Consider the following 13,250-nt stretch of genomic DNA (forward strand, 5'->3'; position numbering starts at 1 on the left):
GGTTGGGGCGGCGTTCTTGATCGACTGAAAGAAGGTAGAAGAGTTATTCTTCTGCGGCGCCTTCTTCTTCGTCACCGTTTTCCGCGATCCAGGCGACAGAGACGACTTCTTCACCTTTACCGGTGTTGAACACTCGTACACCGCCGGCAGAGCGAGACCGGAAGGAGATGCCATCAACCGGGACCCGGATCGACTGGCCTTTGGAAGTGGCCAGCATGATTTGGTCCTCCAGCGTGACCGGGAAGGTCGCCACAATCTCGCCGCCCTTCATGGCGCCAACACCCTGTCCACCGCGACCGCTGACACGATAGTCATGAGCAGAGGTCAGGTTGCCCGCGCCAGCCTTGTTGATTGTCACCAGCAGATCATTTGCCGCCAGCATTTCCTGATAGCGATCTTCGCTGAGGGCACCTTCGTTCTCTTCGGATGTTTCCTCATCTGAGACATCATTGCCAAGCTCGCCACGGAACCTTTTGATAAAGGCGCTACGCTCCCAGGGTTCGGCGTCAAAGTGGCGCACAACGGACATCGAGACAACTTCGGCCCCATCGCCCAGTTTGATGCCGCGGACACCCACCGAATTGCGGCTGTTGAAGACGCGAACTTCGGTAGTAGGGAAGCGGATGGCGCGGCCGGTATTGGTGACCAGCATGACATCATCTTCTTCAGAACAGATGCGTGCATTGATCAGCTTGGTCTCCGCGTGCTCCTCTTCGAACTTCATCGCAATCTTGCCGTTGGATTTCACGTTTGTGAAGTCTGACAGACGGTTACGGCGCACAGTTCCAGCGGATGTGGCAAAAACAATTTGCAGATCCGCCCATTCGTTGTCTGGCCGGTCAACAGGCATGATTGCCGCGATGGAGACACCGGTTGGGATTGGCAAAATATTGACAATGGCCTTACCCTTGCCGGTTCTGCCAGATTGCGGCAAGCGCCAGGTCTTCAGTTTGTAGACCATTCCGTCGGTGGTGAAGAAAAGGAGCTGCGTGTGGGTATTGGCCACAAATAGGTTTGTGACAACATCCTCTTCCTTGGTCTGCATACCTGACAGACCTTTGCCGCCGCGTTTCTGCGCGCGGAAATCAGCGAGAGGCGTACGTTTGATGTAGCCACCGGAGGTCACGGTGACGACCATATCCTCGCGCTCGATCAGGTCTTCGTCTTCCATGTCGCCGGACCAATCGACAATCTCGGTACGGCGAGGCACGGCAAACTGTTCCCGAACTTCGCGCAGCTCATCAGCAATGATGCTCATGATACGTTCGCGAGAGGACAGAATATCAAGGTATTCCTTGATCTTGGCTGCCAGTTCTTCAAGTTCGTCAGTGACTTCCTTGACGCCGATTTGCGTCAGGCGCTGGAGGCGAAGTTCCAGGATGGCGCGGGCTTGAGTTTCGGACAGATTATAGGTTGCGTCCTCATTCATCTTATGGGTCGGATCATCGATCAGCTGAATGTAACCGGCGATGTCAGAGGCCGGCCAGCGACGGGTCATCAGCTTTTGACGCGCTTCTGCAGCATCGGCAGAAGAGCGGATGGTCGCGACCACCTCGTCGACATTGGAGACGGCAACAGCCAAGCCACAGAGAATGTGACTGCGTTCACGCGCCTTGCGCAAGAGGTAGGCCGTCCGGCGCGCCACCACATCTTCACGAAAATCGATGAAAGAGGTGAGGAAACGGCGCAGCGTTAGCTGCTCGGGGCGACCACCATTCAGGGCCAGCATGTTGCAGCCAAAGGAGGTCTGCATCGGCGAGAAACGAAAGAGCTGGTTCAGAACCACCTCTGGTGTGGCGTCACGTTTCAACTCCACCACAACGCGGACACCGTTGCGGTCGGATTCATCCTGAACATGAGAAACGCCTTCGATACGCTTTTCGCGCACCTGTTCGGCGATCTTTTCGATCATCGAGGCCTTGTTGACCTGATAAGGAATCTCATCCACAACAATGGCGTAGCGATCTTTCCTAATCTCTTCGACGCGCGTTTTCGACCGGATAATGACACTGCCGCGTCCCTCCAGATAGGCTTTGCGCGCACCGGAACGACCCAGCATGACACCACCTGTCGGAAAGTCGGGGCCAGGAACATATTCGATCAGCTGTTCGCTGGTCAGATCCGGGTCGTCTATCAAGGCAAGAGTGGCATCCACAACCTCACCCAAGTTGTGTGGTGGAATGTTGGTTGCCATACCAACGGCAATACCGCCAGCACCATTGACCAGCATATTCGGAAAGCGGGCAGGGAGGACCGTTGGCTCCTGGTCTTTGCCATCGTAGTTGTCCTGGAAGTCGACCGTCTCTTTGTCGATATCCGACAGCATGAAGGCAGCGGGCTTGTCCATACGCACTTCTGTGTAGCGCATCGCAGCCGGGTTATCGCCATCCATCGAGCCAAAGTTGCCCTGACCATCGAGGAGCGGCAAAGACATGGAGAAATCCTGCGCCATCCGGACCAGAGCGTCATAGATCGCGCTGTCACCATGGGGGTGATACTTACCCATGACATCGCCAACTGGACGTGCCGACTTTCGATAGGATTTATCATGGCTGTTGCCGGTCTCATGCATCGCATAAAGAATGCGGCGATGAACCGGTTTCAAACCGTCGCGCAGGTCCGGAATGGCCCGGCTGACGATGACGGACATCGCGTAGTCCAGGTATGAGGTCCGCATCTCTGCTTCGATGGAAACAGTAGGACCATCATATGCAGGACGCTGAGGAGGTGTTTCTTCAGCGTTTTCAGGAGTTTCCGGCGTATCTGTCACGTTGGCTGCCCGATCTTTTCTTTGGGTCTATATCTTGTGGATGCACCATATCAGAGAGCGCATATAAGGTGCAAGCAAGCAGCTCTCATTGCTGTGATTTCACTGGAAAAATCACTTTTCGCAGGACGTTAACCTCTTGCGGGCTATGGTTTTCTTATGGGGGCTCTCGAATGGAGGTCGCAAATGGAGATGAGCGAAACAGAAATGATGCTCAAAGGCTATGGGCTGACGACGGCAGAATTTACCTATCACATGCCCGATTTCACCCATGTGCTAAACACCTATGTCTGGCAAGACTATGATTTGGCGCCAGATCACCCGCGCTTGTTTGAGTTTATTGAATTCTGGCAGCGAGAATTGGACGGCCCGCTGCATTCTGTCCGGTTTAGCCATAGAAAAATGGTCAGCGCCGGTGAATGGCGACAAGTCAAAGGCGTCTTTCACCTAAACTAGTTACACACTGCTAGGCAGAGCAACTGGCCCCGCCAAGAACACAGAACTTGGCACAATGCGGATGGTTGAGACGAACAGACTTTTCGGCCTCACGCAGGGTTGCCCCCAGCTCAAACTCAGGCGAGTAGGGGAGCAATGTACAGGCAAGGACAACCGGAGTCTTAGCGCCTTTGCGCTTTACCACCATGCGTGAAGAAGCACACATGACGTCATTGGGGGATTTGTTCAAAATACCCCAGCAGGCCGTTGTGATTTCCGGGACTTCGACCTCTTCGTCCATTTCGGGGAAAAGTACAGTTTGCGCAGGGGATTGAGCGTTGATATTAAAGCCATGTTCTTGAAACAACGCGGCAAACCCGCAACGGGAGGTGGCGTCATCCTCATCCCATAGGGTGCGCCCAGCCACTGCCAGCGCAACACCTAGATCTCGTAGCCAGATCATTCCTTCGATGGTCTTCTTAAAGCTCCCGACACCGCGCACCGCGTCATGCTTTGCTTCTGTATAGTGATCCAGAGAAACGCGCAGGGTCAGCTTGCCTGGATACTTTTGATGGAGGCGCTCCAATCCCGAGCGCATATGCTTGCGCATCATAGGGCGCATCGCATTGGTCAAAATGAGCACGTCAAACCCACGCTCCAGGGCGCTCTCGGCCATCTCGATCATCTCGGGATTCATAAAGGGCTCACCACCGGTGAAGCCAATTTCACGGATGGGCCAGCACCGCTCTTCAATCTGATCCAGATACGACGACACTTCCGCGGCATTCAGATAGATCAGCGCATCATTTGTGGGAGAGCTGAGAATATAGCAATTCTCACACTCGATATTGCAGAGCGTTCCCGTATTGAACCAGAGCGTTTCAGGATTGCTGAGTGCGACAGAGGCACGTTCGCTGCCATCCGCTGTCACCTTACTGTTTTGGAATTTTCCCATATTGGCTTTGGGCAGATCTTTCACGCGCTTGGCTTTCGGGCTGTTTCTTTCGCCAGAAGCTAGCGTATACTGCGCAAAAATGAAAAGCCGTTACCTGCGGTTATGACAGGGATGTGATGCTGTGGGGGTGGTCAAAGCTCCGGCATCAAGAGAGTAGGAAAATACGCTATGGTAGCGCGCGTCATACCTGTCGATCCTTTTGATTTGGTGATTTTCGGGGCTACCGGGGATTTGGCCCTTAGGAAAATTCTGCCCGCGCTGTTCAAGCGTTTCTGCCGCGGTGGTTTTCCCAGTGGCGCGCGGATTATTGGTGCGGCCAGATCAGAGTTGGAGGAGGGCGCCTTTCAGGAGATTGTAGCCAAACGCCTGCGTGAAGACCTAGGCGAGCAATCCGTTGACCCCTCTAATCTAAAGAGATTTCTTTCTTTTCTGAGCTATGTTGCTCTGGATGGCTATGGCGATCTGGGCTGGGCGCAACTCACGGGTTTGCTGTCTATCTCCGCAAAGGACCGCGTCCGTGTGTTCTATTTCTCTGTCGGGCCAAAGCTTTTTGGTCCTCTTGCCGAAAGATTGCACCAACATGGTTTGCCACATGGTGAAACCCGTATCGTTGTTGAAAAGCCCTTTGGCCACGACCTGTCTTCGGCGAAAGAGCTGAACCGCACACTTGCGGGGCATTTTGACGAAGGGCAGATCTACCGGATCGACCATTATCTGGGAAAGGAAACGGTGCAAAACCTGATGGCGGTTCGCTTTGGCAATATGCTGTTCGAGCCGCTGTGGAACAGCCAATATGTGGACCATATTCAGATCACGGTTGCCGAGAGCCTGGGCGTTGCGGGCCGTGAGGAATACTATGATCGCTCCGGCGCCATGCGTGATATGATGCAAAACCATCTCATGCAGCTTTTGTGTCTGATCGCGATGGAGCCGCCAGCCAAGTTTGACCCTGATGCAGTTCGGGATGAAAAACTAAAGGTAATCAGAGCCTTGGATCCTGTCGAACCCTACCACCTTGTTCGCGGTCAATATGTAGCACCGGCAAACAGTCCGCTAGATGATCAGGACTATCGCAACACAGTACAAAACCCACGGTCGACAACCGAAAGCTATGTGGCCTTCAAGGCTCATATCAGCAACTGGAGATGGGCCGGAACCCCGTTCTATCTTCGTACAGGTAAACGACTAAAAGCGCGCTCTTCGGTGATCAATGTCCTGTTCAAAGATGCACCGCATTCGATCTTTGGTGAGGCCGCTGGACGTCATGCCAATCACCTTAAGATCAGGTTGCAACCAAATGAAGGCATTACACTAAGTGTGACCATCAAAGAACCTGGACCCGGTGGAATGCGGTTGATTGACGTACCTCTGGATATGAGTTTTGCTGAAGCGCTTGGGCCAGAGGCGAGCGATCCTCCGGATGCCTATGAGCGCTTGATCATGGATGTTGTCAGAGGCAACCAGACGCTGTTCATGCGTGGTGATGAGGTCGAAGCGGCCTGGGCTTGGACGGACCCGATAATTGCGGGTTGGGAAGCACGTGGAGACGTGCCGAAACCCTATGAAAGCGGGACCGCGGGTCCAGGTGATGCAGATGTTCTGATGCGGCGAGACCGCCGTGAGTGGAGAGGAATAAATCCATGATTTTTAATGAATATCCTGACAGGGATATGCTTGCAATCGAAGTGGCAAGCGAAATCGCCGGGGATTTGGAAACCCATCTTTTGCACCACGATGGCGCCTCCTTGGCCGTTGCCGGGGGAACCACTCCTGCACCTATTTTCGATGACCTCTGTGCGGCCGATATCGCCTGGGATCGGGTCAATGTGCTGGCAACCGATGAGCGCTGGGTTGCAAGTGACAATGAACGGTCGAATGCGCGCATGATCCGAGAACGTCTGATGACAGATCGGGCAAAAGAAGCGCGTTTTATTCCGTTCCATGTTCCCGCACGTGAACCAGCTGATGTATTGGCGGAATTGGAAGCGCAAATCGCCCCGCAACTGCCTCTATCTGTTCTGCTTTTGGGAATGGGGGAAGACATGCATACGGCTTCCTTGTTTCCCGGTGCCGAAGGTTTGACGGAGGCACTGGGGAGAAAGGCACCAATTCTGGCAGTTTTCCACCCAAGCAGCCAGCCTGAAGCACGTCTCAGTTTAACGGCACGAATTTTGGATGGGGCTTTGGCCAAACATCTGGTCATCTATGGACAGGCCAAAAAAGACGCTTTGGATAGAGCGATGTCCTTGCCACCGGAGCAGGCTCCGATCCAGGCGGTCCTGTCTGAGGCAACCATCCATTGGGCTCCATAACCGATTGTGAAAAGAAGAAAGTTCGGAAGAGCCTTGTTTCCTATTAGTTAGCCCATGGTTTTCTAGTAGGAGTCGCCCTTCAGGGTAGCTCGCTTCCGGATACCCAGAAATAACCTGTAATCAATATTATGTTAAAAAAAGTTCCGTTCCGTCACCTGGGATTGGCAGTGTTTCCGGATCTGAATACCCTAAAATCTGTTGGAAACCAGAGGAACGAGCCGATGAACCTTCAAGGAAGTTGCGTTGTTGTAACTGGCGCCGCAAGTGGTATCGGAAGAGCACTGGCGATTGCTTTGAAATCTCATGGGGCTGATCAGGTTGTTTGTGCTGACATTGACCTAGTCGGCGCGCAAACAACTGCTGACCAGATCGCGGGCACTGCTCTACAGATGGATGCTTCTGAAGAAGAAAGCATCAAGCATCTGATCGAGCATGTTGAGCGAGAAATTGCACCGATTGATCTCTTTTGTTCCAATGCCGGGATTTTGACCATGGGTGGTGTTGAGATCTCCAATGAGGATTGGCAACGAACTTGGGACATCAATGTTATGTCCCATGTCTGGGCTGCGCGTCATGTGGTTCCTAGGATGCTCGAACGTGGCGAAGGATATCTGCTGAATACAGCTTCTGCAGCTGGTCTTTTGAACCAAATTGGTGCGGCTCCTTATGGTGTGACCAAACACGCTGCCGTGGGTTTTGCTGAATGGCTGGCGATTACCTATGGTGACAAAGGGATTGGTGTCTCGGTGCTATGTCCACAGGCCGTCCGGTCTGAAATGACCCGCGGGTTCGAAGATAGCGTGGCAAGTTTGGATGGATTGCTTGAGCCGGAAACCGTTGCAGATTTCTGCATAACAGCTTTGAAAAACAATGATTTCCTGATCCTTCCACATCCGCAGGTCAAGGAGTATATGCAAATCAAAGCTGGAAGCTATGCGCGATGGATTGCAGGTATGCAAAAACTGCGCGACCGCTTCATGGGCTGATTTCAGAATACCCTAACACGGTTTTGACCTGGCCGTTAAACCCTTTGATCAATTGCGGATCGGGCGCATCAGCCCTTCCTGGGATACGCTTGCAACCAGTTTGCCACTTTGTGTATAGATCGATCCGCGATTGAAGCCTCGACCGCCGCCAGCAAAGGGTGAGTCCATTGTGTAAAGGTGCCAATTCTGAAATTCGACCGGCGCGTGAAACCACATGGCATGGTCCAGACTTGCTGTCATTGCTTCTGGCTTGTACCAGGTCAACCCATGGGGCCGAAGTGCCGAACCTAATAGGCCAAAATCTGAGGCATAGGCCATCAGAACATGCTGCAGCTGTGGCCCAGCGTTTTTCGCAGCTTCCATTCTGATCCACATGTGATTGACATCGTTTGTTTTTTCAGGATCCAATGGGTCTCTTGGATTGATGTCACGAATTTCAAATGGCCGTTCCCGCGTAAACTCGGCGCGCTGTGCCTCATGTATTATATGGGCCTGTTCCAAGTGAATTTCTTCACGTGACCTCAGCCCTTCCGGAGACGGAACATCCGGCATTTGATGCTGATGCGCCCATCCGGCTTCTTCTTTGTGAAAGGAAGCCGCGAGGTTGAGGATCTGACGCCCATTTTGCAATGCGATCACGCGGCGGGTGGTGAAACTTCCGCCATCCCGTGCCGGGTCTACTTCGTAGATAACCGGGCGCGCGGGATCGCCGGGACGGATAAAATAGGCATGCAATGAATGGCAAAGACGCCCCTCTACCGTGGCATAGGCTGCAGCCAAGGCCTGAGCAATGACCTGTCCACCATAGATCCGTGTCGGGGTTTCGCCTCCAGACCCAATACCGCGGAAAAGATTGCGATCTAGGTTCTCCAAGTCGAGGAGTTTCAATAGAACCTGTGCTGCATCTGTCATTGGATTTTCCTAGGTCAATGCCGCCTGAACCAGGGCTTTGAGTTCCGCGCGTGAAGGATAGGTGCTGGACGGAGAGAGCTGTGTCAAGAAGACGACAGAAAGTTGCTCTACCGGGTCTATCCAAAAGAAGGTGGAGGCCATGCCGCCCCAACTGAAGTCCCCAATGGATCCAGGGCAACGCGCTCTGGCGGGATCCAGAACAACAGCCCCGCCTAAACCGAACCCCATGCCATCCATTGGTTGCTCGGCAAAACTCTGTGGACCCATGGATGAGATATCACCAGGCAGGTGATTTTTAGTCATGAATTCAATGGTTTTTGGTCCAATGAGGGAATCGGATCCCGCGCGCCCACCTCGCCGGATCAATTCTGCAAATTTCATGTAGTCATCAACGGTAGAAAGCAGGCCGCCACCGCCCGAAAACATATCGGTTTTCTCAAAAGGCGAAGTTCCATAGCTGTCCACCAAGCGAAGGCTGTCTTCACCATCGCGCGCAGTGTTGAGCGCCATCGCGTCACCGGCGAGAGGTGTATAAAGTGAAGCAAACCTATTTCCGGCACCCTCGGGAACCGTGAAGGCGGTTTCCCTCATATCTAAGGGATCGAAGATTTGTTGTTGGAAAAAGGTGTCCAGCCCCTGCCCCGACACGACCTCGATCACGCGACCAATCACATCTATCCCCACCGAATACTCCCAGCGGTAACCGGGCTGAAACGCTAAGGGAAAACCAGCAAGATGTGAGACCATTTGGTCTAGAGGGCCTTGGTTTGGCTTGAAGAGCAAGTCCTCTTTGTCCATGGCTTCTGGCAGGACACCAGGGTTAAAAGGATAGCTTAATCCACTGGTATGGGTGAGTAATTCATGCAGGGTTGGCGCTCTGCTGGCTTCTACCTGATCTATGCTTTCGGCCCCAGGAACCAGGGCCAGCATGTCAGAAAACTCAGGAAGGAACTCTGACACCGGGGCATCCAGATGAAACAATCCTTTTTCAGCGAGCATCATCAGAGCCATAGAGGTCACTGGCTTGGTCATCGAGTAAATTCTGACCAGCGTATCCCGTTCAAACGGGAGATGCTCTTCTTGATTGCGTTCTCCGACAGAGTGGAAGAACACTTCCTCTCCCTCTTGCTTGATCAGCACAGAGCTGCCAGCATATTTCCTATTTTCAACATAGCTTTGCTGCCAATCTTTAATGTTGGCAAGACGGTTTAAATCCACATTCCCCCCTCCAAGGCAAAGGCTAACCTTGTTGTATTATGTTCTGCATGGCCTCTTTGCTCTGGCTATTGAACCAGCCAGTTTCAGGCTCATTTTCGGCGATGGCCGTTTCGATTTTACGGATTGTGTCTGACCGAAGTTGCGCCTTGATGGCCGCATAGGCTTGGCTCGGCAGTTCCGCGAGTTTGCGTGCTTCTGAGAGTGAATAAGCCCAGAGATCCTCGTGATCCTCTGCAATAATATCGATAAAGCCTGCGTTTCTGGCTGCGATCGGACCAATGGGTTGGCCTGTCAGCATCAAACGACGTTGGGTATCAGGATCCAGCGTCGCTTTGATGATCTCCAACGGTCCGATGGGAAAATCGACACCAGCTTGAACCTCTGCCAGGCCCAAGTTTGATTTACTTAGGGCAACGCGCCGGTCGCTTGCCAGTACAAAGAAAAGACCACCAGCAATGGCTGCGCCACCAACACAGGCCACAACAGGTTTGGGGCAGGCATAAAGCGCGAGAAAGCCTACATTGAGGCCGTGAACTACTGCCTGCTGTTGTGCCAGGTCAAAATTCTGTGCTTCCTTTAGATCCAATCCTGCAGAGAAAACCTTGAATGGGCTAGATAAAATGATTGCCTTTACGGTTTCATCCTGACCAAGAGAGGTGATCATTTCTGCAAAACTCAATAGAAACTCTGAAGTCAACGCATTGGCCGGCGCGCGGCCGAGTTGTAGCTCAATGATGCCGTCTTCTACCTGCCGGATGTTCAGTTCGGATTCTGCCACAATGGCCTCCCTGCTCTCTCGGCGCTCACCTGAATGAGCGCCTGCTTCAGTCCATAATGCGCGGCCTTTGCGTTTTGGTCGAGACATAAGACCTACGTAGAACCACGCATAACTTCTGACGTTCTAAGAGAGAGAGATGAAGAAATTGGCAGTGGTGCCAAAACCATCAGGAGACCAACCTAATTCTCGAGTGCGTCTAATCCCTGTCGGGCAAAGACCTTCACATATCCACCAAGCATTATCGCACGCTGAGGATTTGAAGCATTTCCATCCAAGGCACGTTTCAAAACGCCCTGCAAGATGCCAGCCATTCTGAAGAAACTAAAGGAGAGGTAGAAACCAAAGTTCTCAATCCCAGGCAGATCCCTGCGTTTGCAATAGCTTTCGATGAACTCTTGATCTGTTGGCAATCCCAAATCTCTGCGGTTGACACCGGCCAGGCCACGTCCTTCGCGTCCTGGCGGCAGTTGCCATTGCATTATTACACCAGCAAGATCCGCATAGGGGTGTCCTATGGTGGAAAGCTCCCAATCGAGGACAGCACGGCATTCCGTACCTTCGGCGGCAAAGATCATGTTGTCGATCCGATAGTCACCATGTACCAAGCCCCTTTGACCATCATCAGCGGGCATGGCTTCTTTCAAAGCGCGGATCAGGGTATTCATTTCGGAAATGTTTTCAGTTTCCGATGCCTGATACTGCTTGGTCCATCGCGCAAGCTGGCGCTGGAAATAGTTACCCTCTGGCCCATAATCCAGCAAACTGTACTTAGCTATGTCAATCTGGTGCAGTTCGGCAAGAACGCGGTTCATTTCCTTTATGATGCCCGTCCTTGTTGCGTTTTCGAAACCTGGCATCGAGGGGTCCGTGATGTTACGTCCCTCTACATGGTCCATGACATAAAAGGGGGAGCCTATGACCTCTTCATCTTCGCATAAGAGATGCATCTGAGCGACCGGTACCGCACTGTTTTTCAATGCTTTTTGAACGCGATACTCGCGCTCAACCGCATGGGCGGATTTCAGCAGCACCCCAGGTGGTTTGCGCCGCAGAACATAGCTTCCGGCATGGGTCCGAAGGCGAAAGGTTGGATTTGATTGACCCGTCTCAAACTTGTCCACCTCAAAATCCTGATCAAAACCATCCAGGTAGTCACGAAGATAGGCCGCTACTGCATCTTTATCCAAAGTCTGGGATCCACCAGTCATTTCGAAACACCCCCTCAGCTGTAGGAAATCAAAGGCATCGTTTCAGCTTTTGAAAGATGCGGTACAGAATTGAACTCATTCAGAAAGAACCGGTCTTGTGAGGCTATGAACCGGGTCACGGCACTATTCCTAATCTGCAGGTTCAACGTTATCATCTGCGCGTCAGGCACACCTAGGGCATGAGCGGTCAATCGTGCGATGACACCGCCCGAGCTGATCACCAAAACCCGTTCCGCCCCATCTCTGATTGCCTGTTTTCGCGCGGCCTCAACACGGTTGCAAAAACTTTCCCAGCTTTCCTTTGCGTTTGTGATCCCACCTCTTTGCCATTGGGCAAGGGTTTCCTTCAAAGCACGAAAATGCGTCTTTCGATCCTGTATCACCTCTGTGGGAGCCTGTCCTCCAAAGCGCGAATGAAGGAGATCATTAAAGTCATATTCATTCCACCCAGGATCTTCTTCAGCGAAAACCGGAAACCCCATTTCTTCATAGGTCTGTTTCTGCCGCTGAAGGCTGCCGGTAATGACCCTATCAGGACGCCAGTCGATGTCGCGAAGCGTCTTTCCAAGAGCGCGCGATTGCTGTCGGCCAAGGTCACTCAGCTGATCGTAGTTTTCAGCGCCAAAAGAGGCCTGGCCATGCCTGATCAGCAAAAGCTCGACCATATTCAACGCCGAAACTCTTGTGACAAGCGGCGGCCTGCTTCCTGATATTCGGTAGCAATCCTATCAACCAGTTCTTGGGTTGAGGTGATGGATTTAACCTCACCAATCCCCTGCCCTGATCCCCAAATCTCTTTCCAGGCTTTGGGCTTTGAAGAACCATCTCCAAAGTTCATCGAAGAGGCATCTGCACTAGGTAAGTTACTTGGGTCAAGACCGGCATTCTCAACCGACTTCTTCAGGTAGTTCCCTGAAACACCTGTAAACAAAGACGAATAGATGATGTCTTCGGCGGTGCTTTCGACGATCATCTGTTTATAGTCAGGCTGGGCATTTGCCTCATGGGTGGCAATAAAGGGCGATCCCGCATAGCCAAAATCTGCGCCCATTGCACGCGCGGCTAGCAGGGATTGACCACATGCGATTGCGCCCGACAGCGCAAGGGGGCCATCAAACCAGGACCTGATTTCACGGATCAAAGCGAGGGGAGATTGCTGTCCTGCATGCCCGCCAGCCCCGGCAGCAACTGCGATCAAGCCGTCAGCCCCCTTCTCTATCGCTTTTTTGGCAAAGGTGTTGTTGATCACGTCATGCAGTACGACACCGCCGCATGAATGTGCAGCCTCATTCACCTCAGGCCTTGCGCCCAGCGATGTGATCCAAACCGGTACTTTCCAGCGCTGGCAGATCTCCAGATCACGCTCCAAGCGGGTGTTTGAGCGATGGACAATCTGGTTCACCGCAAAAGGCGCCGCCGGGGTATCTGGGTTCTCCTGATTGTAGCGGTCCAGCTCTTCAGTGATCTGTTTTAACCACGCTTCAAGCAAAATAGGATCGCCATCCGCTTCACGCGCGTTTAGGGCGGGAAAAGCCCCGATGATCCCGGCTTTACACTGGGCAATGACCAGCTCTGGCACGGAAATGATGAACAGAGGTGACCCTATCAGCGGTATGCGAAGGTTTTGCAGCGCCTTAGGTAACTCTCTCCTTGGCGTGTCAGAAGAAACATCTTTCATT

At 52.7% G+C, this 13,250-nt stretch carries 12 protein-coding genes; 4 read left to right on the forward strand and 8 right to left on the reverse strand.

Annotated features, from left to right (window positions below; all coding sequences use genetic code 11):
• Positions 1-43: 43 nt before the first annotated feature.
• Complete coding sequence (gyrA, locus tag RSK20926_RS04320; protein ID WP_037253740.1) at positions 44-2,770, reverse strand: DNA gyrase subunit A; 2,727 nt, start codon at positions 2,768-2,770, stop codon at positions 44-46.
• 183 nt (positions 2,771-2,953) lie between these two features.
• Here gyrA and RSK20926_RS04325 point away from each other — a divergent pair, with 183 nt between their 5' ends.
• Entirely contained in the window at positions 2,954-3,223 is a 270-nt protein-coding gene (locus tag RSK20926_RS04325) for an usg protein (protein WP_008204661.1), read from the forward strand.
• Positions 3,224-3,233: 10 nt separating this feature from the next.
• Here the strand turns inward: RSK20926_RS04325 and RSK20926_RS04330 are convergent, their stop codons facing one another.
• Positions 3,234-4,181 carry a radical SAM protein gene (locus RSK20926_RS04330; protein ID WP_008204662.1) on the reverse strand — a complete coding sequence of 316 codons (948 nt, stop codon included), beginning with the start codon at positions 4,179-4,181 and terminating at the stop codon, positions 3,234-3,236.
• Between the two features lie 144 nt (positions 4,182-4,325).
• On the opposite strand from RSK20926_RS04330, the gene zwf reads away from it, so the two are divergent.
• From zwf to RSK20926_RS04345, 3 genes are all read left to right on the forward strand, one after another.
• Positions 4,326-5,801 (forward strand): glucose-6-phosphate dehydrogenase, encoded by a 1,476-nt coding sequence (gene zwf, locus RSK20926_RS04335; RefSeq protein WP_008204664.1) that lies wholly within the window; start codon positions 4,326-4,328, stop codon positions 5,799-5,801.
• Positions 5,798-6,469, forward strand: a complete 672-nt coding sequence (pgl, locus tag RSK20926_RS04340; RefSeq protein WP_008204665.1) for a 6-phosphogluconolactonase — start codon at positions 5,798-5,800, stop codon at positions 6,467-6,469. The genes zwf and pgl overlap by 4 nt, the downstream gene beginning before the upstream one ends.
• Before the next feature lie 221 nt (positions 6,470-6,690).
• Positions 6,691-7,455 carry an SDR family oxidoreductase gene (locus RSK20926_RS04345; RefSeq protein WP_008204667.1) on the forward strand — a complete coding sequence of 255 codons (765 nt, stop codon included), beginning with the start codon at positions 6,691-6,693 and terminating at the stop codon, positions 7,453-7,455.
• A 48-nt stretch (positions 7,456-7,503) separates the two neighbouring features.
• On the opposite strand, the gene RSK20926_RS04350 is transcribed toward RSK20926_RS04345, so the two are convergent.
• The 6 genes from RSK20926_RS04350 to RSK20926_RS04375 form a co-directional block, all read right to left on the reverse strand.
• Complete coding sequence (locus tag RSK20926_RS04350; RefSeq protein WP_008204668.1) at positions 7,504-8,367, reverse strand: acyl-CoA thioesterase; 864 nt, start codon at positions 8,365-8,367, stop codon at positions 7,504-7,506.
• 9 nt (positions 8,368-8,376) lie between these two features.
• Positions 8,377-9,585 carry a serine hydrolase domain-containing protein gene (locus tag RSK20926_RS04355; RefSeq protein WP_008204669.1) on the reverse strand — a complete coding sequence of 403 codons (1,209 nt, stop codon included), beginning with the start codon at positions 9,583-9,585 and terminating at the stop codon, positions 8,377-8,379.
• Positions 9,586-9,607: 22 nt separating this feature from the next.
• Positions 9,608-10,363: an enoyl-CoA hydratase/isomerase family protein gene (locus tag RSK20926_RS04360; RefSeq protein ID WP_037253909.1), complete on the reverse strand. Its 756-nt coding sequence runs from the start codon at positions 10,361-10,363 to the stop codon at positions 9,608-9,610.
• A gap of 179 nt (positions 10,364-10,542) precedes the next feature.
• The gene (locus RSK20926_RS04365) at positions 10,543-11,571 is read right to left on the reverse strand and encodes a phosphotransferase family protein (RefSeq protein ID WP_008204671.1); all 1,029 of its coding nucleotides are present in this window, start codon (positions 11,569-11,571) and stop codon (positions 10,543-10,545) included.
• Positions 11,572-11,585: 14 nt separating this feature from the next.
• Positions 11,586-12,236, reverse strand: a complete 651-nt coding sequence (locus tag RSK20926_RS04370) for a histidine phosphatase family protein (RefSeq protein ID WP_008204672.1) — start codon at positions 12,234-12,236, stop codon at positions 11,586-11,588.
• Between the two features lie 2 nt (positions 12,237-12,238).
• Entirely contained in the window at positions 12,239-13,249 is a 1,011-nt protein-coding gene (locus RSK20926_RS04375; RefSeq protein WP_037253910.1) for an NAD(P)H-dependent flavin oxidoreductase, read from the reverse strand.
• Position 13,250: the final 1 nt, after the last annotated feature.

This window comes from Roseobacter sp. SK209-2-6 (assembly GCF_000169455.1).
Taxonomy (GTDB): domain Bacteria; phylum Pseudomonadota; class Alphaproteobacteria; order Rhodobacterales; family Rhodobacteraceae; genus Pseudophaeobacter.